The 26590-nt window shown below is 48.3% G+C and carries 22 protein-coding genes; 3 read left to right on the top strand and 19 right to left on the bottom strand.

What is annotated here, in order from left to right:
* Positions 1–30: 30 nt before the first annotated feature.
* From glmS to HPY27_RS15960, 6 genes are read right to left on the bottom strand one after another with little or no spacing between them, the layout of a single operon-like run.
* Positions 31–1863 (bottom strand): glutamine--fructose-6-phosphate transaminase (isomerizing), encoded by a 1833-nt coding sequence (glmS, locus tag HPY27_RS15985; RefSeq protein WP_017250727.1) that lies wholly within the window; start codon positions 1861–1863, stop codon positions 31–33.
* Between the two features lie 44 nt (positions 1864–1907).
* Complete coding sequence (locus HPY27_RS15980; protein ID WP_017250726.1) at positions 1908–3269, bottom strand: nucleotide sugar dehydrogenase; 1362 nt, start codon at positions 3267–3269, stop codon at positions 1908–1910.
* 31 nt (positions 3270–3300) lie between these two features.
* A complete protein-coding gene (locus HPY27_RS15975) occupies positions 3301–4089 on the bottom strand; it encodes a response regulator transcription factor (RefSeq protein WP_174225426.1) in 789 nt (262 codons plus the stop codon).
* On the bottom strand, positions 4086–5528 hold the full coding sequence (locus HPY27_RS15970; protein WP_174225425.1) for a glycosyltransferase family 2 protein: 1443 nt from the start codon (positions 5526–5528) through the stop codon (positions 4086–4088). Before HPY27_RS15970 ends, HPY27_RS15975 begins: the two co-directional genes overlap by 4 nt.
* A gap of 17 nt (positions 5529–5545) precedes the next feature.
* The gene (locus tag HPY27_RS15965; protein WP_174225424.1) at positions 5546–6730 is read right to left on the bottom strand and encodes a HEAT repeat domain-containing protein; all 1185 of its coding nucleotides are present in this window, start codon (positions 6728–6730) and stop codon (positions 5546–5548) included.
* 21 nt (positions 6731–6751) lie between these two features.
* Positions 6752–8974, bottom strand: a complete 2223-nt coding sequence (locus HPY27_RS15960; RefSeq protein WP_174225423.1) for a hypothetical protein — start codon at positions 8972–8974, stop codon at positions 6752–6754.
* A 399-nt stretch (positions 8975–9373) separates the two neighbouring features.
* Here HPY27_RS15960 and HPY27_RS15955 point away from each other — a divergent pair, with 399 nt between their 5' ends.
* The gene (locus HPY27_RS15955; protein ID WP_174225422.1) at positions 9374–10288 is read left to right on the top strand and encodes an NAD(P)/FAD-dependent oxidoreductase; all 915 of its coding nucleotides are present in this window, start codon (positions 9374–9376) and stop codon (positions 10286–10288) included.
* A 106-nt stretch (positions 10289–10394) separates the two neighbouring features.
* Here HPY27_RS15955 and HPY27_RS15950 read toward each other — a convergent pair whose 3' ends face one another.
* The 4 genes from HPY27_RS15950 to HPY27_RS15935 all read right to left on the bottom strand — a co-directional run bounded on the left by HPY27_RS15950 (position 10395) and on the right by HPY27_RS15935 (position 14174).
* Complete coding sequence (locus HPY27_RS15950; RefSeq protein WP_017250720.1) at positions 10395–10949, bottom strand: peroxiredoxin; 555 nt, start codon at positions 10947–10949, stop codon at positions 10395–10397.
* Positions 10950–10985: 36 nt separating this feature from the next.
* Positions 10986–11234, bottom strand: coding sequence for a glutaredoxin family protein (locus HPY27_RS15945; protein WP_017250719.1), 249 nt, complete (start codon positions 11232–11234; stop codon positions 10986–10988).
* 21 nt (positions 11235–11255) lie between these two features.
* On the bottom strand, positions 11256–12179 hold the full coding sequence (locus tag HPY27_RS15940; RefSeq protein ID WP_017250718.1) for an NAD(P)/FAD-dependent oxidoreductase: 924 nt from the start codon (positions 12177–12179) through the stop codon (positions 11256–11258).
* A 204-nt stretch (positions 12180–12383) separates the two neighbouring features.
* Positions 12384–14174, bottom strand: a complete 1791-nt coding sequence (locus HPY27_RS15935) for a hypothetical protein (RefSeq protein ID WP_174225421.1) — start codon at positions 14172–14174, stop codon at positions 12384–12386.
* Positions 14175–14532: 358 nt separating this feature from the next.
* Between HPY27_RS15935 and nhaC the strand changes: the two genes are divergently transcribed.
* Positions 14533–15885, top strand: coding sequence for a Na+/H+ antiporter NhaC (gene nhaC / locus HPY27_RS15930; protein WP_174225420.1), 1353 nt, complete (start codon positions 14533–14535; stop codon positions 15883–15885).
* On the opposite strand, the gene HPY27_RS15925 is transcribed toward nhaC, so the two are convergent.
* From HPY27_RS15925 to HPY27_RS15885, 9 genes are all read right to left on the bottom strand, one after another.
* The gene (locus tag HPY27_RS15925; RefSeq protein WP_174225419.1) at positions 15882–17096 is read right to left on the bottom strand and encodes a sensor domain-containing diguanylate cyclase; all 1215 of its coding nucleotides are present in this window, start codon (positions 17094–17096) and stop codon (positions 15882–15884) included. The genes nhaC and HPY27_RS15925 overlap by 4 nt on opposite strands.
* 27 nt (positions 17097–17123) lie before the next feature.
* Positions 17124–17438 carry a DUF3870 domain-containing protein gene (locus HPY27_RS15920; protein WP_007725309.1) on the bottom strand — a complete coding sequence of 105 codons (315 nt, stop codon included), beginning with the start codon at positions 17436–17438 and terminating at the stop codon, positions 17124–17126.
* A 12-nt stretch (positions 17439–17450) separates the two neighbouring features.
* Entirely contained in the window at positions 17451–18863 is a 1413-nt protein-coding gene (locus tag HPY27_RS15915) for a PAS domain-containing sensor histidine kinase (protein ID WP_069846121.1), read from the bottom strand.
* 127 nt (positions 18864–18990) lie between these two features.
* Positions 18991–19971, bottom strand: coding sequence for an N-acetylglucosamine kinase (locus HPY27_RS15910; RefSeq protein WP_174225418.1), 981 nt, complete (start codon positions 19969–19971; stop codon positions 18991–18993).
* Positions 19958–20782 (bottom strand): carbohydrate ABC transporter permease, encoded by an 825-nt coding sequence (locus HPY27_RS15905; RefSeq protein ID WP_174225417.1) that lies wholly within the window; start codon positions 20780–20782, stop codon positions 19958–19960. Before HPY27_RS15905 ends, HPY27_RS15910 begins: the two co-directional genes overlap by 14 nt.
* 33 nt (positions 20783–20815) lie before the next feature.
* On the bottom strand, positions 20816–21781 hold the full coding sequence (locus tag HPY27_RS15900; RefSeq protein ID WP_174225416.1) for a carbohydrate ABC transporter permease: 966 nt from the start codon (positions 21779–21781) through the stop codon (positions 20816–20818).
* Positions 21782–21848: 67 nt separating this feature from the next.
* Entirely contained in the window at positions 21849–23132 is a 1284-nt protein-coding gene (locus tag HPY27_RS15895; protein WP_017250710.1) for an ABC transporter substrate-binding protein, read from the bottom strand.
* 25 nt (positions 23133–23157) lie between these two features.
* Positions 23158–24195, bottom strand: a complete 1038-nt coding sequence (locus HPY27_RS15890; RefSeq protein WP_174225415.1) for a serine hydrolase domain-containing protein — start codon at positions 24193–24195, stop codon at positions 23158–23160.
* 17 nt (positions 24196–24212) lie between these two features.
* Positions 24213–25070, bottom strand: coding sequence for a MurR/RpiR family transcriptional regulator (locus tag HPY27_RS15885; protein WP_483296514.1), 858 nt, complete (start codon positions 25068–25070; stop codon positions 24213–24215).
* A 219-nt stretch (positions 25071–25289) separates the two neighbouring features.
* On the opposite strand from HPY27_RS15885, the gene HPY27_RS15880 reads away from it, so the two are divergent.
* Positions 25290–26582 carry an amidohydrolase gene (locus tag HPY27_RS15880; RefSeq protein WP_174225414.1) on the top strand — a complete coding sequence of 431 codons (1293 nt, stop codon included), beginning with the start codon at positions 25290–25292 and terminating at the stop codon, positions 26580–26582.
* The last annotated feature ends 8 nt before the right edge of the window (positions 26583–26590 follow it).

Raw genomic sequence — 26590 nt, 5'->3', positions numbered from 1 at the left:
GTCTTACTTCATAACGACTGACGTTTGTGTTTACTCAACTGTTACACTTTTGGCCAAATTTCGTGGACGATCTACGTCATTGCCGAGCGCAACAGAAGTGTAATAGGAAATGAGCTGGAGGGGGATAACGCCTAGAACAGGTGTAAGCAAGGCATCTGTCTGCGGAATCAGGCAAACATCATCAACCGAGCGATGCAGCTCTACATGTCCATCTAAGGTAATACCGAGAACTTTTGCTCCACGGGCTTTTACTTCTGTAATATTACTGATCATTTTCTCATGCAGCTCATCCTGTGTAGCCAAGGCAATCACTCTCGTTCCCTCTTCGATCAGCGCCAGCGTGCCGTGCTTTAGCTCCCCTGCCGCATACGCCTCCGAGTGAATATATGAGATTTCCTTCAGCTTGAGCGAGCCTTCCATAGATACGGCATGATCGAGTCCTCGTCCGATGAAAAACAGATGCTGCTCGTCCTTGATTGATTCAGCGAAATGACGTATCTCATCCGCATGCGCGAGTATATGCTCGACTTGATCCGGGAGTGCGGTCAGTTGGTGAAGCAGTGAAGCACGTGTGTCAGCGTCCAGTGTCCCTTTCGCTTGCGCCAAATAGATGCCGAGCAAGTAAAACGCAATCAGCTGCGAGGTGTATGCCTTTGTAGAAGCCACCGCGATTTCCGGACCTGCATTCGTCGTAATCACGTCATCAGCATCACGGGCAATCGAGCTGCCGACTACATTCGTAATAGCGAGTACGGCTGAGCCGTTTCGTTTGGCTTCACGCATGGCTGCCAACGTATCTGCTGTCTCCCCTGATTGGCTGACGGCAATCGTAAGCGTATTGGGTTGAAAGAGTGGGCGACGGTAACGAAACTCCGACGCTACATCTACTTCTACCGGAATCTGTGCCAGTCGCTCGATCACATGCTTGCCGATCAAGCCTGCATGATAAGCGGTACCGCATGCGACAATGTAGATTTTCTCCACACGCTTGGCATTCACTTCTGATAACTGAAGATTAGGAAAAATAACCTTTTGCTGGGTAGCATCGATTCGACCTGTCATGGTATTACGCAGGGCCCGCGGCTGCTCATAAATTTCCTTTTGCATATAGTGAGCAAAGCCGTCTTTTTCCGCTTGCTCCTTGTCCCACTCAATTCGCACCAGCTCTCGCTCGATTGGCTCCGTCGTATCCAGACGCATGACGTGAACAGAATCTTTGGTCAGAATCGCCAGGTCTCCATCTTCGAGAACGTACACATCGCGCGTATGCTCCAGGATCGCCGGGATATCAGAACCAATGAAATTCTCATTCTCCCCTACCCCGATAATCAACGGGCTCGCCATACGAACTGCAATCAGCTTGTCAGGCTCATGCTCCGTCATCACACCGAGGGCAAATGCTCCGCGAATTTTGCCAGCGACCTTCTGTACTGCCGCAACCAGGTTGTTGTCGTATTCCTGCGCCAAAAGGTGCACGATGACCTCCGTGTCCGTCTCCGAAGTAAACGTCACGCCCTTTTCGATCAATTCCTGCTTGAGATCCAGATAGTTTTCGATAATGCCGTTATGCACGATCGAGAACTTGCCGGATTGATCAAAATGAGGATGAGAGTTTTCGTCAGACGGTCTTCCGTGAGTCGCCCAGCGCGTATGACCAATACCGATGGAGCCCTGCAAGCCGGACTTTTGGGTTTGGCTCTCCAGTACGTCAATTCTGCCTTTTGCCTTGCGAATGCCGATGGTTGCTCCATCACAAATCGCAATGCCAGCTGAATCGTAGCCTCTGTATTCCAGCTTTCGCAGCCCATTGATTAGAATCGGCTGCGCTTCCCTGTTTCCGATATATCCCATAATTCCGCACATGTCTTCGGTTCCTCCCTTGTTGCGTAAAATGTTCGGACTTTGTATTATGCGAGCAAGCTGACGACTTCCTTCTCCTGCCTAATAGCGACGGAGGTTCCGATGCGATATACATTCGGATTCGTGATGCCCTCAAACGCATTGCGTGTATCGATAATGGCCACTCCCAAGTCCGCCAGCTCCTGATAGGCAAAGCATTGGTGATTCGTAATGAGCACCATGCAATCGTAAGTCTTGAATGCCTCATAGTCATTGGCAATGGAATGGACGATCTCGCCTTTTTTATTCACAAAGCTCTGCGCATACGGGTCGTAATAGTCGACAGTTGCTCCGCTATTCTTGAACAGCTCGTAAATCTCCAGCCCAGGTGATTCACGCAGGTCATCTACTTCCGGCTTGTAGGCCATGCCGAGAATCAAGATGCGCGAGCTGTTGATTGCTTTGGCGTAAATGTTGAGCACCTGTGCAGTCTTATTGCGCACATAGTCCGGCATGTTGTCGTTAATCGATTGGGCGATCTCAATAAATTGGCTGTGAAAACGAAAGCCCTTGGCCTTCCACGACAAATACATCGGATCGAGCGGTATGCAATGCCCACCGATTCCGGGTCCCGGGTAAAACGGCATGAACCCAAAAGGCTTGGTCGATGCGGCCTTGATTACTTCCCAAACATTGATGCCCATTCTGTCGCACATCATTGCCATCTCATTCATGAAGGCAATATTGACGCTGCGGAAGGTGTTTTCCAAAAGCTTGGACATCTCCGCCACCTTTGGCGAGGAGACTGGCACAACGGTTTTGACCAAGCTGCCATACAAGAGTGTGCCTAACTCCATGCAACGTTCTGTCGTCCCGCCGATCACCTTTGGCGTATTGTACGTACTGTATTTGCGATTGCCCGGATCGACCCTCTCCGGCGAGTAGCAGAGGAAAAAGTCGATGCCGGCACGATAGCCCAGCTTTTCAAATTCGCGCTGGATCAGCTCTTCCGTCGTTCCCGGATAGGTTGTGCTCTCCAGCGTAATGAGCATTCCTCTTTTCATGAATCTCTTGATTTGCTCGACAACGCTTGTAATGTAAGAGGTGTCTGGGTCCTGATTGGGACTAAGTGGAGTAGGAACGCAAATGCTGATCGCATCCAGCTCTTCGATTACGCTATAATCAGTCGTCGGAAAAAAGCGATTGGTCGCGAGGCATTCCTGCAAGGTTTCATTGGAAATATCCTGTACGTAAGACTCTCCTCTTTTTAGGCTCTCGATTTTCCCGCCATGCAGATCGATTCCGATTACGGTATAACCACTCTTGATCGTCTCTACCGCCAGCGGCAACCCTACATACCCAAGCCCAATGACACCCACTCTCGCTGTCTTTCGTTGAATCTTTTGTTGCAGTTCCTCGTATCTCGCCATCCTCGTTTCTCTCCCTTTCTCTTTCTAGAATTTATATCAGCCTTTTCACCCTGGCTTCCAGTTCTACCGGGGAGAATGGCTTCGTAATGTAGTCAGATGCTCCCATCGCAAATGATTTCTGCACATCTTCTTCCAGACGTTTGTCTGTGAGCACCATAATCTTGCTCATGGAAGCGCTGATATGCTTGATTTTTTCCATGAGCTGGTATCCATTGAGGATAGGGAGATTCAGGTCGGTAATCACAAGATCAGGGGCGACCTCCTGATATTTTTCCATGCCGTCCATCCCGTCATTGGCTACCGTAACGAGATAGCCTTTGCGCTGAAAGTAGATGCTCAAAAACTCGTTGACAGTCTCATCATGGTTAACCAGTAAAATACTTGCCGGCTCCTCTTTTTGCGCGGGATTCTGCTCATAAATCTTGATCTCCCCATGAGCGCCTGGCTCTCTCATCTCTTGGATCATCCGCATCAGCATTTGACCGGACGAGCGCGAGCTTTCGGGAAAACTCGCAATCAAGAAGCTGCCCGCAAGCAGTTTGTGCTCTTGCAAATAGTCTTTTACACGCAAAGCATAGAAATGGGTGTTCGAGAGCTTCTGTCCCTCAAGCAGTATTCCGAAGAGCTGCTTGTTTTTGTCATACGCGTAGTGCAAAGCAATCTCGGAGCCGTCTCCTGAACGAGTGCCCAGGTCTTGCTTGATCAGCTCCATTGACTCTTTGGTGAGGGTTTTGCAAGCCGCCAGAATAACCCCACACGCCAATTGTTTCTCTTCCATCTTGCTCAGATGCTCGTAAAAAACAGGTACGAGATTACTCATGATCTAGCCTCCAAACTTGAAATGTTTTCGCTGCCCTTCGTCTGCCAGCTCGTCCGCGTCATCGTTCCCCACGAGTTGTTGTTGCGCAAATATTCAATATGACCGAGGAATCTCCAGATGACGCCGATTTGCCGATAGCCGAAGAACATCAGAATCGTATAGAAAAGCATTTTGACGATGTCTCGAAAACGCGGATACCGTCGAAACGCGATTTCCTCCAGCAATAAGGAGCCAATGCCAAGCAGCATGCCATACAGCACATTGAGCAAGCCGTAGATTAAGAGGACGTAGCCGTTGGTCATATCCAGCATGGTATAACCGATGAGGGCCAATAGACCCGTGATGCGAAAGTACGGATTCAAGGTTTCAAACAAGATATTAAACGGTAGCGTGAGCATCCCGAAGAGCTTGTACTTGGGGCGAAACGCCATGTATCTGCCGTACTCAATCATGTTTTTCAGATTGCCGCGTCCCCATCTGCGCCGTTGACTACCCAAGATTTTGAGCGTATCCGGCGCTTGTGTCCAGCAGACCGCATCGGGGCAAAATGCCACTCGGTACGGCAGCTTGTTTTCCAGCATGTACTTGTGCAGCTTGATGATAATGTTCATGTCTTCACCCGGATACCCCTCGCGATAACCGCCTACCTTGATGATGTAATCCTTGCGAAAAACACCGAACGCGCCTGAGACGATAATCAATCCGTTGATCGCGCTCCAGCCGATCCGTCCACCGAGAAACGCCTTGAGGTATTCGACGGATTGCATCATCGGCAAAAACTTGTCTGGCAAACGAATGTCCTTCACGACACCGTCTTCGATCTTGCAGCCGTTGGCAATGCGGATATCTCCGCCGATGGCAACTGTTTCATCCGGGTTTTCCATATACACCTTCGCAATGCGAATCAGCGCGTCTTTTTCCAGCAAGGAATCTGCATCAATGGAAGCGATCAACGGATAGTGGGAGAGATTGATCCCCGCATTGAGCGAGTCAGCTTTTCCTCCGTTCTCTTTGTCGATCAAATACAGATTCGGAAAAGCCGGATTGTGGTAGATTCCCCTGATCTTCGACGTATGAAGAAGCGGCTGTACCGGCATGTGCTCGGAGTAAACCATTGAAAACTCGTTAATCATTACTTGCAAGGTAGCATCCTTTGATCCATCGTTGACTACGAGTACCTCGTAGCGTGGATAGTTCAAGGATAAGAGCGACCTTACATTTTCAATAATCGTCAGTTCCTCATTGTAAGCCGGCACGAGAATCGAAATCGGCGGAACGTGCTCAGAGCCTGAAAGTGTCTGGAATCTCGAATAGATGGAGCTTTTTAAGATTCCCATGATGCTCTTGAACGAGAACAGCATGATGATGAAGTACAAAGAGTTGATCGCGATGACGTAATAGACCGCAAATACTCCGTAGTAAAGTAGAAAATCTCTCATGACAGCCTCCTTTCGCTCTATCTTTCCAATGCATGAACCGTGGAGATCGTTTTGCGATACGACTTGCGGTACAAATGCAGCTTTTCGTTGTATTGCACGAGCTTCTCTGTCGCTGTCGCACCCTGTAAAACCAGCTTCTCTTTTTCCAGCTCCTCCTGGATCACTTGATGAGCCATCTCGCTCTTATGACCGTTTCTCTCTTCCTGCAAAATTTCACAAAGGGCCGCAAAGCCTTCGACCTCTAGCTGTGCCAGACTGCGTGCACTGTGATGACGAACCCACCAGTTCGCATCGCCCACCGCCTTTTTCAGCAAGGGAATGTACGAAAGCAATTTCAGTGAGCCAATTGCCTTCGCTGCCATTGCGCGAATTTCCCAATCTTTGTGATTCATAAAGTCAGTGACTGTCTGCTCATTCATATAGCGGATATCCCGACACATGAGCTTGACTGCCTTAATTCGGACTTCCTTGTCAGGTGATTGAATGAGCTGGTATAGGGCAGGCTCAATGCCGGGCTGGACATGAACGGTGTATCCAATCAGTCCGATTTGGACCAGTTCAGCATCGGATTCTTGTAAAAACTGTGCAAAAAGCGGTGCCGTATCCACCTGCGAATCACTGATGATGTCCACGATAAGCTGGTGGACATTTTTCTTCGCTCCGACGACATGGGTCACCATTTCCCGCAAATCTTCTGTGTTGCGTGCACATTTGGCGACAGAGCGCGCAATGATAAAAACACTGGTGTCATTCGTGTTTTTTTGCAGGAAGGTTAAGAGGGCAGGCACGGCGAGCTTGGAGCGCATGATCCCCAAATTGTAAGCGGCATCCACTCTCGTCCATTTCCACCTGCCATTTAGTCTTTGCATGTCCAGCTCTACGAGTCCCATATCCTCGCAGAGCCAGATCAGCTTGTCCCGATGTATGCCTGTGACCCGCTCCATCAGCTCAAACAGCTTTTTCTGAATGATTTGCTTTTCTTTTTGCGTTACTACGCCATAAGGCACTTGCAAGCGCTCCTCTTCTTCCCCGTGTGCTTGCAGGTAAACGAAATAGTCGCGATATTTTTCCAGACAACGCATGGTCTGTTTCTCCACCGAAATGTTGCGTAGCTTCAGTGCGAACAAGACAATCAAGCCTAGTACTGTCAATCCACATAGCGCGTACAGAAAAACAATTGCCGTCGCCAATGGTGTTTGCACGTTTGCCACTCTCCTATCCAATCAAGGCTGAGTCTCCAGCTTCACCGGAGCCTCAATCTCATGGAATGCTTTTTTTAGTATGGAATAACTCTGTTTTTTGCGTTCGTGATAGCCGACCTGCTCCCAGCCTTGCCATGTATACATCGGGAGCTTCGTCACTGCATAATCGTTTTGCCCGACGATTTGTTTGGTCGCTGTATCCACCAGGAGCGGCAGGATGCGAATGCCTTTTGTCTTTTTCGTCGTAAAGCTTTTGCCATCATCTTCATAGCTCATAACGGACAAGGAGCTCGGGTCTGTAAATCCAAGCAGCATCCACGGTACTCTCAGCTCTACCACTTTGCCCTTCGCTTGCCACGCGGTTCGTGAGTCGTACTGCGGGTCTTGGGGATTTGTCGTTCCCCGGATCAGCTTGCCGACATCGACTTCCTCCATCGGATAGTACTTCTTGCTGTCTGGCGGCTCCATCTCCAGGCTAACGGCCAGCTTCCACGGCTTGAAAATCCCGGAATTGTCTTTTTTCTCCTCTTCCTTGACCGCAAGCATGCCGTAGCGTTTTCCGTATAAGCGTGCGTGAAAGTCGTAATTGGCAGCGATTTGAATCTGGCTCTCGTCTGCTTTTCCCAACGCGATCAACGTCTCTAGCCCCTCATCCAGCGTCAGGCCGGGAAGCTGAGCAGCTCGCTTGTTCCCGCCAGGAATCGTATCAACGCCCACATAGAGCTGTTGTTTTGCAGGGTCAAACTCTTCCTTCAATTGGGCAAGGAAATAGACGTACCCTTCATCATGTGTCATCCAGATTTCGTCGACGCCTGGGACTTGCACATCGAGGCGTTGCTTCTCTTCCGGCACGAGCTGATCCCAGTCTGTGCGATCCCCATCGATGGTCAGCACGCCTTCTTTGTTCGGGTACATGCCGAGAACTCCAAACAGAGATTCGTTGGTCAACACGTTGATCCACAGAGAGCGCCGATCTTCGGGCAGCTCAAACCGCATCGTGTTCCACGTTTTTTTGAACCACTCGTCCTGCCAGACGAATACGATTGCTCCCGCATACCCTTCCTGATGAATTTCTTGCAAAAGCTCGACATCGACCTCTCCCTGCTGCTTTTCTGAATGACCACCTTGATTGCGCCCTAAATTGCCCAGATGGGCGACTCCTACCGATGCCGGGACCCCGAATTCCGTCACCATGATCGGCATGTTTTTGTGATATTGCTTCAGTTGTCGCAAATACGCTTTGTACGTATCGATTTGCCCTGCATCGTTCTTCAGCTGTTGCAGGGTAGTGTCGTAGCGGAAGAAATCCGGATAATACGGGTACACGTGATAGGAAGCGAAGTAGCCTGCCTCCCACTGCGTTGGCTCTATATGGGTAGGATCGACACTGACCATATCTTCATGATGGATCGGCTCTCCAGGATGCGATAAGGGGTCTGTGGTCACCCAATTGGTGAAGGTCATCGGATGCTGCCAACCGTATTTGCTCTCTTCCATTGCGACGGTATCCACCATTTCAGCAAGCCATGTCTCAAAAGCGGTTGCATTCGGTTTCGCGTGGAAGTACTTCCCTTGATAGGGAGTAACTTTTTGATGCAGGCGATTGGTGTTTTGCACCATCGCGGGGTCCCACTCGGTCCCTGTGTGCCAGCCGATCAAGTATTTGCCTGCATTCGCATGGTATGTACCACTTGCCTTTCCCGGTTTTTCCGGCAGAGTGATGTCTCCGTAGACAGCGCCGACTGCATCCTTGATTTCCTGTCGAAACTCCTCGCGAATCTCTGGTAGATAGGCATCCTTCTTTTCAATCAACAGCTCTTCTGGACTCCAAATGCCCTGCATCAAATAGAGAGGGTCCCCTTCTTTTTGCCGATTGTAATCGACCAATGCTTCATAAAAGACAGGAGAATGGATCGTATACACACGAATGACGTTCGCTCCCATCTCGTCGATCATCGCGAACCAGCGCATGTAATCCTCTCTTGTGATGGGAAGCTCACCCGGATAATGACCCGGTAACGATGCCCCCAGATTGACGCCTTTCGCGAAAAAGGGCTGCCATTTCTGATTCTGATAGACCTCGAACAGCTCGCCATTCGCGCGAAATTTTAATTGAGCACCTGTATTCGTCTCCATACTTTCGACACGATCTGCTGCCCAAAACCACCAGAAAGCACTTACCCCCACCACGAACAGCATAGTCAGGCTCATCCAGCGCCATCTTCTCTTTTTTGTTGGCTCCATTCCTCGTCAACCTCCGATATGTTGCCACGTCACAGTCATTGTAAACATAGAGAGCAAATCGTTCCCATAGACAAAATTCACTATTGTGTCTTTTTCAGATTTGTCATGAAATTGTAATGTTAGGACAGATTCGGCTCCATCGTCCTACGTTTTTTGTAGGGAAGTCCTGCAACCCGCCCTGTCTTCTGGCCCACATTTTTTGGCGACTGGGTACATTTGCTCGTTCCTTTTTTTTCCTTTTCGCTAGTGAAAATGGTAGGTTGCTACTATTTGGAAGTCGGTAGATTTTGTCGACATAAGGGATTATTTACAAAAAGAATATAAAGTGTTTCTCAGCTTGACTCTTAAAAAGGTTTGTTTATTATAGATATAAAGGATCTATAAGGGTGGTGTTCAAACATGAATAAACTTATCGATGTAGGGATTATTGGCGGCGGACCAGCAGGTATGAGTGCCGCTCTCGTACTTGGCAGGGCAAGAAAAAGTGTGGTCGTTATCGATGAAGGCCGTCCACGCAATCGCGTTACACGGGAGTCGCATGGCTTTCTTACGAGAGACGGCATCACTCCGAGCGATTTTCGCCACATTGCAAGGGAGCAAATCAGCGCCTACCCCTCTGTCCATTTCGTGGAGGATACAGCTGTAACGATCACAGGACACGATGGTAGCTTTCTCCTTACGACTGCACAGGGAACGACTTATCAAAGCAAAAAGCTGCTGTTCGCAGTGGGAATGAAGGATCTCCCTTTACCTGTTAACGGATTAGCAGAAGTGTATGGAAGAAGTGCTTTTGTCTGCCCATATTGCGATGGATGGGAATTACGCGACCAGCCACTCGTCTTGATCGCTAACGGAGAAAAGGCATTTCATTTGGCAAAAATGCTGTCTGGTTGGACTAATCAATACACCATTTGCACCAATGGACCAGATGAATTCACAGAAGAACAAAGGTTGGAGCTGTTGCAGCATCGCGTTCCTGTCTTTGACTCCCCGATTGAATGCATTGACTCTGTCGATGGGATGGTGCAGCGCGTTGAGCTTACAGATGGCAATAGCATTTCGTGCACGGGGATCTTGTTTGCTCCCAAGCTCGTAGCTGGATCTGACTTGCCGAAAGCATTAGGTTGCCAGGTAACGGAAGCAGGAACGGTCATCGTCGACAGCTTTGGGAAAACGAGCGTACCGGGTGTCTACAGTGCAGGCGATGCAGCAACTACACAGTACCAGGTGATTACTGCCGCAGCTCTAGGCTCTGCGGCTGGAATGAGTATCAACAACGAACTGCTTTTAGAGGAATGGAACCGTCAACGTTAACTCCATCTCGACATGTTCCTTTCATAAAAAAAGACAATCCCTCCGTCTGCATTGACGGGTGGGATTGTCCCTCTTCTTTATTATAGAAGCAATGGCTCCTTTTTGATTACAACGTCTTCTGTCCTGGCTTCCAGTTCGCCGGGCACAGACCGCCAGCTTGCAGGGCTTGCAAAATACGAGTCGTCTCTGCAACGCTGCGGCCTACGTTCATGTCAGTTACCACTTGGTAGCGCAGAATGCCGTCTGGATCAATGATGAACAAGCCACGGTGAGCGGCACCAGTCTCTTCATCCAAGACACCATAAGCTCGTGCCGTCTCTTTTTTGAAATCGCTCGCAAGCGGGAAGTTTACTTCACCGATGCCGTTTTCATCTCGTGGTGTTTTGATCCATGCCCGGTGCGTATGTACGCTATCCGTGGATACGCCCAGCACTTCGCAATCCAAATCTTCGAACTCTTCCATGTTGTCACTAAACGAAGTTACCTCTGTCGGGCAAACGAATGTGAAGTCAAACGGCCAGAAGAACAAAATCAGCCATTTTCCTTTGTAATCAGCCAGCGACACACGTTCTTCCAGTGTCTCGAGGTTTTTGGTCGTGAGCATGTGAAAGTCAGGTGCTGGTTTTCCTACTTGAAGTTGAATCGTTTGCTGTGTTGTCATGATAAATCTCTCCTTTGATATGGTTTCTGATGAAAATTACTTCGCAGCCTCTTCCAATGCTGTCAGTGCTTTTTTGATACGTGTCGGGTTGAAGCCCAAAATTTGCTTCTCGCCAATGAGTGTCAAGGGAACAGACATCATTCCTAAACGGCTCAGCTCCTGGCCGTACTCTTCTTTTTCATCGATGTTTCGCTCTTCGAAAGAAATGTTTTGTTCTGTCAAATACGTCTTCAATTGCTTGCAGAAGTTGCAATTCGTGCTGGAGTATACGATTGCTTGTGCCATGATTGTTTCTCTCCTTTTCTTCTATTTATATTGAGGGACAACTTTGGAACGCTTGTTGATGTATTTGTCTACAGCCATAGCTGCAATAGCACCGTCTGCCGCAGCGACTACTGCTTGCTTCACAGGTGTTTTGCGCACTTCACCCGCTCCAAACACGCCTGGAACAGAAGACTGCATGAACTCATCTAGCATCATAAATCCTTCCTCATCGAGGGGAACTTGTCCATCCAAGAAATCGGTACCCGGCTTGCTGCCAGACAGGAAGACGAATACTCCATCTACGGACAGCATTTCTTCTGTTCCTTCTGCTGTGCGAATGCGCAACCCTTCGACCGACTTCTCTCCCACAATTTCCAACGGGCGTGTACGGAAATGTATTTCCGTGTTCGGTAGCTCAGGTAATTCTTCTACCCCTTGAAGATCAGCACGCGGCACCAAGAAAGTGATTTTTTCCGTAAATTTGGTCAGTGCATGCGCTTCTTCCAATGCTTCCTCCGTATCACCGATGACCGCAACATGCTTGCCTTCATAAAAAGCTCCGTCGCATGTCGCGCAAGTGCTTACGCCTCGCCCGAGCAATTGCTCTTCTCCTGGAAGCATACGATTACGTCCTTTGGAACCAGTCGCTACGATCACGGCCTTCGCTTCAAAAGTACCATGCGCCGTGAAGATGCTTTTTTCCTCATCCTCTACATCTACCGCAGAAATCGTAGTCTGGATGAATTCTGCACCGAAGCCCTCCGCTTGTCTGCGCATTTTATCCAACAGTTCTTTTCCAGTCATCTCGCCTTCCACCCCTGGGTAGTTGGCGATTTTATGTGTCAGGGCAAGTGCCCCTGTTCCGGGTGCCTTATCGATGACGAGCGTCTTTAGATTTCCACGAGCTGTATAAATGGCAGCGGAAGCACCAGCTGGTCCTCCGCCGATGATGATGACATCATACATGAACGGCTCCCCCTTTCTTTATTATCAAATTATAATTATTATCAACTAGGAACAATTATCATTGTACTTGATATAATTTGAAAGTCAATATCTTTTTATAATCATTTTAAATAAGTTCTTATTATAAAGAAGCACATCAAAAAAGTCCGCCCCTCTTAGGAGGAGCGGACTTGACTGATCAGTGCCGTTTAGGCAATCTAATTATTAATTTGTCTTTTGCTTTTTTTTGATCTCTTCTGTTGTGCTATCACTGTTCTTGGGTGTGCTATCACTGTTCACAGTTGCGCTACCACTTCTGGTTTTTTTACGATACATAACGTATTTTCTTTTTTTCTTTTCCCCAATCACATTTTTTAGTTTTAGATGAACAGCATTCAACTGGCCTATTTTAGTTGTTGCATCAGCTATTTTATTATTTACTTTTTCATCCTTCGTCTCTGCCTTTTGAAATCTATCTACCTCAATATTTAATCTCTTGATTTTTTTATCAACTTTACTCAGGTACCCCTCATAAACGGTAATAATCTTTTCCATATCGTAGATGTTATCGTCTGCTATTTCTTTGTGATCATCGAGGGCAGCATTGATATCCTTAATCAAAGTATCAACTTCCACTAAGTAACGTGTCCACTCGGCTTCGATCAAAGCTTCAGACGACTTACGAATTTGCTCTATCTCCTCTATGGAGATCGTTTTTCTTCCTCTAGTTACTGAGTTTAGCAGTTCTTTAAACATCTTCTTATTTTTAGGGAATATCGACATCTGTCGTTTCAATTCTTTATCGTAATTGGAATCGAGCGGATGCTTCAAAACCTGAGCTCCTCTACCTGTCTTGGCGCCAAGAAAGATACTATTTTCCCCATTGTAAAACAACTCTTTCAGTGTAGTAATCTGCGTCGGTCCTTTTTCTGGAGGCTCTTTCTCCGAAAGTTTGCTTGTATTCTGTATCAGTGTCTTCAAGCTCATTTTTATTAACGTTTCCGCTGAGTAAGGACTCTTCGAAGTTTTTTTGGTATGCTCATCCACTTTTTCGGCATCAAAACTTCGAGCAAGCTCTGAGATACCGGTAATACTCACAAATTTTTGCAGGGACTCAGTCATGTATGTTCGACGCCATTTCATATAGGGAACCTCATGATTCAAGCAATAAAGCAAAATAACAGAGAGCTCGGCATCTGATAATCTATCATTTTTAAATACCCGATCTTCTTCTTGTTTCGTATCTTCCTTTATCTCTTTCTCTATTATTTCTCCAGCTGCTTCTCTTTCATGTCCTGTTATTTTTCCTCCTGTCGCTAATTTGTAGATCATGATTGCAACTGGATCTTTAGCTCCTTCTTGCTTCATGCCCTCAATCAAATTATCATAATCAGCTGGCGGCTCCTTCATATTTTCGTCCCGCTTTGTCTTTTGCGAATGGAGCTGGTTTCCCCCAGCGGCTATGAAGTTGCCCCTCCCATTTTGTATGCTTAAATATTGATGTCCAATTTGAAATTTATTTGACTCTATATAATTTTGGGTTCTCCAGTTGGCAAATACTTTACGTTTATATGGATCATCTATATAATAAACTCCCTCTTCATTTGGAACTGGACGCGGACTTTTGTCCAGTATTTGCTTATTCTTATTGCCTACTTTCAGAATGATTTCCATCATTTCTCTCTCTGTTAAAGTTGTTTCTTCATCTCTTTCTTCGACTTCATCCCCTGAAAAATAAATGTCGTCATCCTCCATAGATGATTCAGATTTCATCGTAGGTAATTCAGCCGGGTCTTCATCTTTATCTTCTTCTTTTCCGCCAGACAAACTTTTCATAAGCTGTATGACAGTTCGATTTCCTAAAGTCTTTTGCAATTGTAGTGCCTTTTTCGGTGTTAGTGCAGCGCCACCGATTAATTGAGTACGTTCATTTAAGTCGGTATCCTTGTTTGAGGGAAGTTTACCGTTAGCTAGATTGCTTTGCGGCTTGGTAGTAAGCGCTTTGTTCCTAAACACCGCTGATCACTCCTTGCACAACTTTTCTATCCATATCCTCTACATGAGTCAGAAGAATTACATTTGGTATGAAATGGGATATTTTCACAGAGTATGGATGGTGCAAAGAATAGTATATTCTGAGTTCGCCGTATAACTTCCTGCTATTCAAAGTTACCTGGTCGATCCTAAAACCCCACTACCCTGAATTATTTTATGATTCCGAATTCACCCGATTTCGTTGACGAAACAAGTAATTCAGGATAAAGTACCACTAACACTTGAACGCACAAAAGCAAAAAAGCAAGAAAGCACAAAAGTACGAAAGTAAAAATGTACCTTCTCACTGCTTCAGCCTGATTTACAAGGAGTTGCCATTATGAACAAGCCATTATCTTTTTCGCAAAGTATTTGGGTGCTTGTCACCGTATTCGGAATCTTGTTTCCCGCCCTTTTCTGGGGCAAAGTTGAGCCGCATATGCCGCTCTTCCTCGCAACCATTGGAGCTGCCACTCTTCTCTTTCTGTTCGGCGTTCCGTGGAAGCAAATGGAGGAGGGCTTGATCAAAGGAATTCAAACCGCGATCGCCCCCATGCTGATTCTTTCCTTAATCGGAATTTTGATCGGGGTATGGATGATGAGTGGAACCGTTCCGATGATTCTGCACCTCGGCATTTCGATCATCTCACCGGAGTACTTCACACTCTCCGCCCTGTTTCTGACAGTAATCGTTTCTTCCGTTACAGGAAGCTCTTTTACCACGATTAGTACGGTAGGGGTCGCGATGATGGGGGTCTCGACTGCACTCGGACTTGATCCATTGATTACAGCCGGAGCCATTATTTGTGGAGCATGCTTCGGGGATAAAATGTCGCCGCTCTCAGACACGACCAACTTTGCAGCAGCCATTGCAGGCGTTTCCTTATCGGAGCACGTCAAGTTCATGTCACGCACTGCGATTCCTGCCCTTTTCATTACCGCTATTTTCTTCGGATTTCAAGGACAAAGTGCCAGTGTTAACCTAGACGCCATTCAAGAAATCCAGCTTGCTTTGGAACAAAACTTCTCACTTGGCCTTTTATCGTTGCTGCCAGCATTCGTCGTCCTGTTATGTTCAGCGCTGCGAAAACCGATTTTGCCTACATTGGTATTCGGGATTTTGAGCGGGATTGTCACAGCTGCTCTTTCGGAAGGCGTTACCTCTCCCGTCGAATGGATGACTGTCATGCAAAAAGGCTTCGTCAGCAATATCGCCAATGAAGCCGTTGCATCAATTGTGGACCGCGGTGGACTGTTGTCAATGACCTGGTCCCTCGCCTTGATTTTGATTGCCTTGTCTTTAGGGGGCATCCTGCAATACAGCGGTGTGTTTCATTCACTCTTTTCCGGATTCATCAATCGAATCAAACGAGACGCTGAGATGGTCGGACTTGCCGGATCTTCTTCTATTCTCGTGAATCTGCTGACAGGAGAACAATATTTGTCCATCCTACTCCCTGGACAGATGTTCCGTGAAGCATTCGCAGCTCGCGGAATGGCGGGCAGACGACTGTCTCGTACTCTAGAAGACTGCGGGACACTCGTCAACCCACTCATTCCATGGGGGGTAAGTGGTGCATTCTTTACCGCTACCTTGCATGTATCCACACTGGAATACTTGCCTTACGTCATCTACCTGTGGATCTCGCCAATTTTGACGTTTCTATTTGCCATGCGTCGGCAGAAAGCTTAGCCGGCTGCATACACGGTCGTACAGTTTTTTCCTTTGCGCTTGGAGCGGTACAGTGCCTCATCTGCTGCCCGCTTCAAGCCATCTGCCGTGTTTGCGTCTTGAGGATAGCGCGCAATGCCGACACTGACCGCAATCAAGATGCAGCAATCGTCCTGTGTTAAGGGGCGCAGGCGCAAATACTCCCGAATGGCATGCGCTTTTTCCTCCGCTATCTCTAGGGACGATCCTGGGCAGAGCAGCATGAACTCGTCTCCTGCATAACGATAGGCAGTATCCTCTGGTCCCGCCACTTCTTTCATCGCTTCGGCAATTTGCTTAATCAGTGCGTCCCCTGCATGATGACCGTAATGGTCGTTCACCGCTTTTAAGCTGTCTGAATCCAGCATAATCAAAGAGACAGACGCATCCTCTTCACTCAGCAACTTTTCCAAATCACGATGGAAAGCACGATAGTTCGCAATCCCTGTCAGCTCATCCTGAAACGACATCTGGTACATTCGCTCATACAAACGCGCCGTTTCGATAGCACTTGCTACCTGAAAACCAATGATTTTCAGTAGTTCCTCGTGCTCTTTTTTATAGGCGAATTCGCGATAAGACTGGGCAGAAACAACGCCCTTGATCTGATTCCCCAGCATGAGTGGAACGAAAATGCATGTATTCGTATCAACTTCCGGACTTCCCCAACGGATCATTTCTGGCTCACTTGGCTCGTTCTTCATCGTTTTGATGTGGATTGTTTCCCGTGTATCAATCACTTTGGACACCATCGCTTGCCCGTAGGGAATCGTGAGTGGACCGTAATTGACCCCATCATCGATGCTGATCGGGATTTTGATCTCACTGTCGCCTTCATCATAAAAGGCAATAAAGAAAGCATCTGCTCGCATCACACGCGAGACCAGCTCGAATGCTTTCCACAAAATTTTGCTTTCCTCAAACGTTTTCGCAAAAATGTGGCTAAGGTCGTGTAAAATCTTCATGTGCTCGGAGATCCACATCATTTCGGTTACCTTATTTCGCAGCTCCACAATCTGCTTCAGCAGCTCCGCATGCAAGACACTGTCCTGTTCCGACAGCATACTGTCTACCTCACGCGATAAAGCTTCAACCTCGCCAAGCTCGACTTCTTCTATGTTGCTGAGCCATTGGCTATAACGCTCCAACAACTGTCTTGCATACGCTTCTCTAACGTCGTGCTTCTCATGCATATTCAACCCTCCGGCTATTGGGTAGCTTTACGCTTTTTTTTCATGATATCGCTCAATAGCTGCACGGATGGCTTGCAAGACAGCTCCCTGACCAGGTGCTAAAAAACGTTCTTGGATCGCCTTTGTGATCTCCTGCATTCCATCTGCAACCGTCTTGCCTACAAGCAAGCTCACTAAAAACTCGCTCGTCTTGTCCATGACAAAGGTAAAGCTGGCATCGCAAATCACTTCGGCGTCTACATCAATGATGAGTACACAGCCTACCATGGTAGAAACCTCGTACAAGGTAGTTCCCTTGGGGATTTGGGCGAAGCCTGCTGTCAGTACCGTATTTTTGTTCATCCAGTCGTCCTCCTAGCTGCTGATCGGCAAGCATACCTCGACTGCCGTTCCGTTACCTGGAGTGCTTATCAACCGCAGAGTCCCCCGATGGTTCTCGATAATTTTGCGGCTCACCATTAATCCCAGGCCCGTCCCCGTTTCCTTGGTCGTGAAAAAAGCCTCTCCCAATCTCGCCAGCTGATGGGCCGGGATACCCACTCCATTGTCTTCAAACCGAATGACGACTCGGTCATCTTCACATCGCAGTCGAATCACAATTTCTCCATTCCCTGCGGTCGCTTCGATCCCATTTTTCAAAAAGTTAATGAAGGCTTGCTTCAACTGATTCTCATCACAGTGGATCAAGGGGACTTCCGATTCGAAAACGACCTGAATCATGACCTTTTTCAAAATCGCCTCCGTCTCCAAAAGCGTCACCACATGCGTGATCAGGTTGGTCAGATCGCGGGCTTCAAACACCGCAGTATGCGGCTTCGCCAAGACCAACAGCTCTGAGACAATCATCTCGATCCGCGCCAATTCCGAGCTCATGATCGAAAAATACTCTGGCTTTCTCATGCCATCCTTTTGCATTAATTGCACAAAGCCTTTTAACGAGGTAAGCGGATTGCGTATTTCATGTGCGATCCCTGCCGCCAATTGCCCGACTAGCGCGAGTTTTTCCGAGTTTTGCAAAAATTCTTGCGCCCGTTTGCGTTCCGTGATATCTCGGATCAGTATGTACATAGAGGGCTTGTCCTGCATCGGCACGGATGTTCCACATACTTCTACCTCCGTTCGACTGCCATCCAAGCGGATCAGCTCAACCTCAATCGGCGCGGCCGTTTCCCCCTGCTCCAAAATGCGGAGGAGTCCCTTGATCTTCGGTACATCACGGGGATGGAAAAACGACTGAAAAGGATACCATAACAGTTCGTCCAAGCCGGAAGCCCCAACTAGTTGCATCCCTGCCTGGTTGACGTATTGAAGCTCCCCAGCATGGTAGATGAACGCACCTTCACCGGAAATATCCAATACTCTGCACCTTTTGGAACCATATCCGTCCCCAAACGCGGCCGGCAGCCTCTGCACCATCGCATAATACCCAATAGACGTGCCTTCCTCCCAAAAAGTTCCATATGTAATATGCACAGGAATATTTGTCCCATCTTTATGACGAAAAGCGGTGTAAAAAGGTCTCGGATCGCCATTCATCGCAAATTGCGTTTGAAGGCGTACCATTTCCTGTTCTTCCGAAACAGCCAGCTTCCAAAATGAGGACCCTTCCCATTCTTCTACGGAGTAGCCATTCAACACTTGGCAGGCAGGATTGCCTTTAAAAACTCTACCAAATTGATCGAGCAGAAAAGTGGCCTGAATCATTTGATCAAAGAAGGAACGATAGAGATGACCACTTCTCCATCCACTGTCCAATAAGTTTTTCATCGTGCCCCTCCCTCCTGGGACGAGAAAACGGCTACTCCAAATTACGGAAATAGCCTGCAACGTTCTCAAATCCTATTCTCACCCAATTTTACCCTATTCGTTCTGTTGTTTCCATCCCCCGGAAAATTTAAATGTGCAATTTTTCCAGTACCGCTGCGCTCACACGCAGTTGCTCTGCCATTTTATCGTCAACAGCCAAGCCCAGCCTCGTAATTGCCGCGACCAGTGCACCGGCGACAGGTGAAATCGTGGGAATCACTGTTTGAAACGAAGCTCTCGCAACCAGTTGTTCCCGAAGGTTTGTACCGGCAGTTAACAATCCCCCCGCCAAAACGACCGGTACAGGCTCCTGGACCTTTTGTAAGCAAGCATCGGCCAACTCTAGCAAATCCTCCACTGCTTGCATGATCAAAGCATTCGCCACCGCATCGCCTAGTGTTGCGGCTTGTTCCACGAGCTGACTCGTTTTTGCCAGCTCCATTCGCGGATTGCTTCCCCCGTAGATCAGATTGATCAGCTCATCAGGACGTTCTACGCCATAGTGATCCATAAACATACGCGTCAGTACTGTCGATTCACCGCGCCCATCGTATTCGCGCAATACAGCGATTGCCGCTTTTTTGCCCAAATCAAACCCGCTGCCCTCATCTCCTACCAAATACCCCCATCCGCCTACGCGGTGCCGCGCTCCGTCTTTTGAAAAGGCACAGGCAATCGAACCTGTACCGGCAAGGAGAACGACGCCTGGCTGCCCCCATGTTCCCGCATAAAGAGCTGCGATTACATCGTTATCAATCAGCAGCCGTTCTCCCCACTCATCGGCAAAGGCATGTTGAATTCTTTCCTTAATCTGCGGACGATCTGCACCGCCAAGCCCGATAAACAGCCCGGCTACTTCCTCTTCTCTGGCACCTGCCTTTATTCTCACAGCTTCAATGAGTTGGCGCAGAGTAGCTTCCACATCCCCCCAGCTCCTGGAGAGCGGGTTTGATGATTCCCCCACCACAATTGCCCGTACCTGTCCCGCCTTATTGCAGATCGCTGCCCTGGTTTTGCTTCCGCCTCCATCGATCCCGATAAACCACTTTTCCGCATTACTTGACTGCACCTGCCGTCAACCCCTCCATAAACTGCCGCGATGCCATCAAAAACACGATGATCATCGGTAAGGCAGACAATGTGAGCCCAGCAAACAGCAGGCTCCAATCCGTTTCATATTCTCCAAACAGCACCATCATGCCTACCGGAATCGTCTTGAGCGCTTCCTCTTGAATGAAAATCAACGGGAAGAAAAAGTCGTTCCACGCATGGATGAAATTAATAATGATTACCGTAGCCAAGGCCGGACGAATCAGCGGCAAGAGCACGCGCCAAAACACCTGAAAATGGCTGCACCCATCAATCCGCGCCGCTTCCTCCAGCTCAATCGGCAACGTCCGAAAGAAGCCCGTCAAAATAAAAACAGAGATCGGGATACCACTCGCCGTATAAATCAGAATCAGCGACCACAATGAATTCAAGAGCCCGAGATTTTTCATCAGCAAAAACAAAGGAACGATCCCCAGCTTGATCGGAATCATCAGGCCAATAATGAAAAAGAAGTATAGCCCCCCTGTCCATTTAAAAGAAAATCGCGACAAGTAAAAAGCCGCCATCGCTGAAAAAACCGTAATCAACATGACAGACATGGCACTGACGAATACACTGTTCCATAAAAAATCAGCAAAAGGCACGGCTTCCCACAGCTTTTTATACGTATCCAGGCTAAACGCCTTCGGAAGCGAGAGCGGACTCGCAAATATCTCCATATTTGTTTTCAAGGAAGAAGAAATCATCAGTACGATCGGATATAGCGCGATTAACGCAAATAAATACGCCAGCACATAAGATACAGCTCTCCCACCTACAGTCATCTTCACATCGCATCCTCCTTTCCACTCAGGAATACGCAACTAGTGTTGGACTTCTCGTTTCCTCATCAAATAGAGTGACAGCGCCGACACAGATCCCACGATAAAAAACAACACGACAGCCAACGCCGAACCGAGTCCAAGTGTGACATCCCCAGCTCCGCTGCTAAACGCCATACGATAAAAGTAAACAGCTAGCGTATCCGTCGAATAAAACGGCTCACCCATCGAGCCTTGCATGGCGTAGACGAGCTCGAACGCTTCAAACGCCTGAATGAACGTAAATATCGTCATAATCGTGATCGCTGGCATGCACAGCGGCAAAATCATTTTCCACAGCATCCGCCAGCCTGTTGCCCCATCCAACCTTGCCGCCTCGATCAAATCCTCCGGGATCGACTGAAGTCCCGCCAAAAAGATCAGCATGGCAAAGCCTATGCCAAACCAGCAGTTAATCAAAATAATTGCGAGAAGCGCTGTATCCGGGTCACCGAGCCATGGTCTGGCCCACTCTTCTAGACCAATTTTTCCCAAAAATGTATTGAGTGCACCGTAATTCGGATTTAAGATCAACTTCCATAAAAATCCAATTACAATAACAGACAACAGCCTTGGCATGAAATAAGCGATCTTGAGGAACCCGGAACCTCGTATTTTGCGATAGATGAGAAAAGCCAGTCCGAAAGCTATCCCATTTTGCACAATCATTTCGACCACAAAGTAGAAGACGTTATGCCGAAAAGCATTCCAGAACATTTCGTTGAAAGGCTCTACTGTAAACAGCGTAATGAAATTTTGCAGTCCGACAAAAACCCCGCGCTTGATGCCATTCCAGTCGTACAAGCTGTATAAGAATGCCGAAAAGATCGGGTACACGACAAACAACGTATAAATAACAAGTGCAGGCAACGGAAACAAGTGAATCAGCCAACGCCCTTGCCCCTTTGTTCGAATGCTTTTCCTATTTACCGTCTCGATGATACCCCACCCCTTTTTTACGAAAATCATCGCGGCCTATTCAGAAGCCGGGAGTGAACCCCACTCGGGTCCACTCCCACTTTCCGTCTGCTATTTTCTACTTTTTAAAGGGAGGAAACCAGGTAGCCGCCGACTTTTGTACTTCTTCTACGACCTGTTCAGGGGTGAGCTTGCCTAAATACATGCCTTGAAGGGCGTTTTCCAATGTTTGCTTCGTGGTCGGTTTTCCTTCCGCGAAGTTGACGACCATTAAATAAGGTGTGGCGCTTGTTTGGGACAGCTCTGCCATCTTGTTTACCAACGGATCGTCAGTCGATACACCTGGCACCGCGCTGATTCGTTTGAACTGATTTGCGAATAGCTCCCCGAACTTTTTCGTCGCCATGAATTCCATGAATTTTAATGCCTCTGCTTTATGTTTGGACTTGGCATTGACGGCATAGGAACCATCGACCCAGGTTGTCAGGACTTGTTTTCCGTCATCGGTTGGCATCGGGAAGAAATCAAGTGGCAAATCGGGGTTGAGCTTCTTGATTCCTTCCAGTTCAAAGCTGCCATTGATGAACATCGCTGCTTTTTCCGTGGCGAACAACGTCCGCATATCATTCAATTCGAGACCCACATAATTTTCCGGGAAATAAGGGATAAGTGCTTGCATACGCTGCACGGATTGGAGGAACTCGGCGCTTTTCAGGTCACTTTCTCCTTTCAGCAGCTTGTCGAGATAGTCCGTTCCGTTGTAGCTAGCTGGAGCAATCACACCATGACTGAGAGAGAGGAGCCAGCCTTCCTTTGCTCCGAAAGAGATCGGGACGATTCCTTTCTCTTTCAATGTTTTGGCTGTCGCGATCAGCTCATCCCAGCTTTTCGGTGCCCGAAGGCCATTTTGCTCGAAGATTTTCTTGTTGTAATAAAATTGGGTGGAGTTCAGGGATAGTGGGACACCGTAGACTTTCCCATCTTTACCTGTGGCCGCTGCGAGGACGTCTTTTGGTATGGTAGATATTCCTGGTACATTGTCGAGAGGCTCCAGATGTCCAGCTTCAGCTAGGGTAATCCCTGGAGCGTAAGGACGCAGTTGCAAAATATCTGGACCACTGTCGCTTTGGAGCGCCGTGTTCAGGATGGTATTGTACTCCGTTGCTTTGAATGGTTTGAAGTCGATCTTGATATTCGGATTGTCTGCCTCAAAAGCTTTGATGATGGCTTTGTAGCCCTCCGTGTCTTCTACACGCCAGCTATGCATCGAGAGTGTTACCTGCTGTCCTCCACTCTGCCCGCCGCCAGAATCTGTTTCGGTTCCTCCACTGCTACATCCTGTCACCACCATAACTGCAGCCAACACCATTGAAGCTACATAGCGCAAACGAAATTGCTTCATGCGAAACCCTCCCCTTTTTCTTCTCTTAGGTCTGAAAAAGCTGGGCCGTAACAGCATCGTGCAAAATCGGACGTAATTGCCGAAGCTGATGATTGCGGCCTAGATGAACGGCGTTAGTGAGAAAGATGACAGCAAACTGTTGCTCCGGGTCGATCCACATACTGGTTCCAGTAAAGCCCGTATGCCCGAAGCTCTTACGATGCAAGCCGCTTCCACAGCTCAAGGTGGTGTGTGCTTGATTGAGCTCCCAGCCATAGCCCCTACTCCCCCCTGCTTGCTCCGTATGATTGCGAATCGCCAGTTCGTACCATTCGCTCGCAAATATTCGAGGATCTTGGTACAACCAGCTCATCGCGTATCGGCACAGATCGTCAGCCGTTGAAAATAGTCCAGCATGTCCGGCAACCCCTCCCATCGCAAATGCTTTCTCATCATGAACCTCGCCTGTAATGTAGGCGTTGGTGAGTCTGCAATACTCAGTAGACGCAATATTCCGATAAATTTGTTGATTTGGACAGTAGACGGTATGTACCATGCCCAATGGGGTGAAGATGCGTCGGGTAACAAACTGGTCCAAGCGCTCTCCGGTTACTTGCTCGATAACGAGGCCCAACCAGATCATGCCCAAATCACTGTAAACTACTTGGGTCCCTGGCTCGTGAATCAATTCTTGCGCATACAACAACTCTGGCAAATCGATCGCGCTATCGCGTCTTCTCTCTGCCAAATCTGCTGGCATTCCTGAGGTATGCGCAAGCAGTTGCGCGAGTGTGATCCGCTTTTTATCAGCGGGACAATCGGGAAAAAATCGGCCAATCTGATCATCTAGCGCTACCACTCCCTCCTGCACGAGCAAGAGGATAGCAGGCAGCGTCGCTGTCACTTTGGTGAGCGACGCCAGGTCAAACATGGTATCCGGCGTCATCCGCTGGTCTTTGGTGATACTCGTCGTTCCGACATCACACGCATACCAGATACGATGATCACGTACGATTCGCAAGGCAGCTCCCGGCAGCAAACCGTTGTCCACCCATCCTTGCAATAGCAGCTCCAGATCGTCCATGTCTTCCCTCCCTTCTCCTACGTCGATGAGCGTTTCGTCCGACTGACAGCAAGCCTTGATTTTTCCAACAGGGGAATGACTTGCTCTTGCATCCTGCTGATCATGGTAATAAACAAAATATCGATGACGTTCAATTGGGCAATGCGTGAAGCCATGGCTCCGCTGCGAATGCTTTTTTCTACCGAGCTAGTGAACAGCCGGATGTTGGCTAGTTCGGCTACTGGCGAGGGTCCGAATTTGGTCAGGGTAATGATGGTCGCTCCCTGCTGCTTGGCCTCCGTCAACGATTGAATAATGTCTTCGGTCTGTCCTGAATAAGATATGCCGATAACCACGTCTTTTTCCGTTAAAGTGACTGCCGACGTCAATTGTGCGTGAAAATCCGAATAAGCCTCACACCACAAGTTAATCCGCGAAAATTTTTGCCGGATATCGTCAGCGATGACTGCCGATGCACCGACGCCGTAGACATCGATCTTCCTCGCTACTGACAGCACGTCGACTGCTTTCTTTACTTCTTCGTTGGACAAGACGGAGAGCGTATCTTGGATGGATTGAATGTTGTTCCAGCTGACCGCTTGCATAATCGATTCAACTGAACCCTCCATCATAATCTCCTGATAACTGCCCATCGCCGTCTGTTTCGTCAAATCTCCTGCGACGCGCAGCTTTAGCTCCTGATATCCCTTCATATTTAGAGAGCGAGCCAAACGGATAATCGTCGCCTCAGAAACCCCACTCAATTCCGCCAATTTTTGGACAGAAAGCTTCACGACATCTTCCGGGTGAGCCAGGATATAATCAGCGACTTTTCGCTCCGAAGGCTTCAATTGATCCAAGATTGCTTGTAGGCTGACAAGCCCTCCATTTAACATATGTGACATCGCTTTCTTCCCCCAAATCTTATCTACATTTTATGTAGCATTATTTCTCTCGTCAATTGTTATCTAATAAACAATATTTCAAAACCACGAAGCTCAGCACAACTCTTCTGAATTTGTTCTCTCTTTTTCTAAAAATTCCCTCCTTGACTTTCTCGTGGCGTCAGGCTTTACGCTTGCATCGCTAACAGGAATAAAAAGGAGGATTTTTCCATGAAAACGTTATTGATTAAAGACTGCATGATATTGACGATGGTTGAGGGAGAGAAGCCATTTCTCGGGGATATTTGGATCGTGGATGGTCGAATCGCCAAAATCGGACCATCCCTTGAAGAGGAAGCAGACCGTGTCATACTAGCTAAAAATAGAGTCGCGATGCCCGGTCTCATCAACGCGCACAACCATGCCAGCATGTCCTTGCTGCGTGCTTTTTCCGATGATCTCAAGCTGATGGATTGGTTGGACAAAAAGATGCTGCCGGCTGAAGCCCGGATGACAAGAGAAGATGTCTACTGGGGAACGACACTTGGAATCGCGGAAATGATCGCTTCTGGCACGACCGCTTTTGCCGATATGTACGTGCATATGGATGCTGTTGCCCAAGCGGTACTTGATTCCGGTATACGCGCTTCCTTGACTCGCGGCATGGTCTTTTTCGAGGATGACGGAGGACGACGAATGGCCGATGCCTTAGACCTCATCGACAACTGGACGGGGGCTGGCGATGGCAGAATCACGACGATGCTCGGTCCGCACGCTCCTTATACGTGCCCGCCGAAGCCTTTGCAAGGAGTCATCGAGCTTGCCCGTAAGCGCCAAATCCCGCTCCACATCCATCTGGCTGAAACGATTGAGGAAGGAGAGAAAATCCGGGCCAAGTACAATCAGACTCCCACGGAGTATTTGCATGAACTGGGCATGTTCCACGACACGCACGTTTTGCTCGCGCATGCTGTTCATTTGAATGACTCCGATGTCGCACTTCTTCGCGGGATGAGTGGCGGAGTCGCACATAATCCTGTCAGCAATTTGAAGCTCGGCTGCGGCATCGCCCCTGTCAGAGAGCTGATCGAGGCTGGGGTCACTGTCGGGATGGGAACAGACGGTGCTGGCAGTGCTACGACTCTCGATATGTTTGCCGAGATCAAAGCCGCGACTTGGATGCAAAAGCTCAAGCACGGTGATCCGACGGTACTTCCTGCCGAAGCAGCCTTGCGCATGGCTACTATTGAAAGTGCGAAGCTGCTTGCGATCGATCACGAGGTCGGAACTCTGGAAGCTGGGAAGAGAGCTGATCTCATCCTGATCGATCTGGATAAACCGCATCTGCAGCCTGTCCATGACATTCCTGCCCTGCTTGCATACAGCGCGACGGGAGCCGATGTAGATACAACCATTGTGAACGGAGAAATCTTGATGCATCAGCGCCAATTCCAAACCCTCCATTGGGAGGAAATAAAGAGAGAAGCGACAGCACGAGCCAGCCGACTCGTCGAGGGTCTGTAATTGCTTTT

The sequence above is a fragment of the Brevibacillus sp. HB1.1 genome (assembly GCF_013332445.1).
Classification (GTDB): domain Bacteria; phylum Bacillota; class Bacilli; order Brevibacillales; family Brevibacillaceae; genus Brevibacillus; species Brevibacillus porteri.
The sequence above is the reverse complement of the archived record's forward strand: the minus strand, read 5'-3'. Positions and strand labels throughout refer to the sequence as shown.

Bases quoted from the DNA above. Each gene is read 5' to 3' on its own strand.
- glmS (WP_017250727.1), bottom strand. From the start codon at position 1,863: ATGTGCGGAATTATGGGATATATCGGAAACAGGGAAGCGCAGCCGATT.
- HPY27_RS15980 (WP_017250726.1), bottom strand. From the start codon at position 3,269: ATGGCGAGATACGAGGAACTGCAACAAAAGATTCAACGAAAGACAGCG.
- HPY27_RS15975 (WP_174225426.1), bottom strand. From the start codon at position 4,089: ATGAGTAATCTCGTACCTGTTTTTTACGAGCATCTGAGCAAGATGGAA.
- HPY27_RS15970 (WP_174225425.1), bottom strand. From the start codon at position 5,528: ATGAGAGATTTTCTACTTTACTACGGAGTATTTGCGGTCTATTACGTC.
- HPY27_RS15960 (WP_174225423.1), bottom strand. From the start codon at position 8,974: ATGGAGCCAACAAAAAAGAGAAGATGGCGCTGGATGAGCCTGACTATG.
- HPY27_RS15955 (WP_174225422.1), top strand. From the start codon at position 9,374: ATGAATAAACTTATCGATGTAGGGATTATTGGCGGCGGACCAGCAGGT.
- HPY27_RS15950 (WP_017250720.1), bottom strand. From the start codon at position 10,949: ATGACAACACAGCAAACGATTCAACTTCAAGTAGGAAAACCAGCACCT.
- HPY27_RS15945 (WP_017250719.1), bottom strand. From the start codon at position 11,234: ATGGCACAAGCAATCGTATACTCCAGCACGAATTGCAACTTCTGCAAG.
- HPY27_RS15940 (WP_017250718.1), bottom strand. From the start codon at position 12,179: ATGTATGATGTCATCATCATCGGCGGAGGACCAGCTGGTGCTTCCGCT.
- nhaC (WP_174225420.1), top strand. From the start codon at position 14,533: ATGAACAAGCCATTATCTTTTTCGCAAAGTATTTGGGTGCTTGTCACC.
- HPY27_RS15925 (WP_174225419.1), bottom strand. From the start codon at position 17,096: ATGCATGAGAAGCACGACGTTAGAGAAGCGTATGCAAGACAGTTGTTG.
- HPY27_RS15920 (WP_007725309.1), bottom strand. From the start codon at position 17,438: ATGAACAAAAATACGGTACTGACAGCAGGCTTCGCCCAAATCCCCAAG.
- HPY27_RS15915 (WP_069846121.1), bottom strand. From the start codon at position 18,863: ATGAAAAACTTATTGGACAGTGGATGGAGAAGTGGTCATCTCTATCGT.
- HPY27_RS15900 (WP_174225416.1), bottom strand. From the start codon at position 21,781: ATGATTTTCGTAAAAAAGGGGTGGGGTATCATCGAGACGGTAAATAGG.
- HPY27_RS15895 (WP_017250710.1), bottom strand. From the start codon at position 23,132: ATGAAGCAATTTCGTTTGCGCTATGTAGCTTCAATGGTGTTGGCTGCA.
- HPY27_RS15890 (WP_174225415.1), bottom strand. From the start codon at position 24,195: ATGGACGATCTGGAGCTGCTATTGCAAGGATGGGTGGACAACGGTTTG.
- HPY27_RS15885 (WP_483296514.1), bottom strand. From the start codon at position 25,070: ATGTTAAATGGAGGGCTTGTCAGCCTACAAGCAATCTTGGATCAATTG.
- HPY27_RS15880 (WP_174225414.1), top strand. From the start codon at position 25,290: ATGAAAACGTTATTGATTAAAGACTGCATGATATTGACGATGGTTGAG.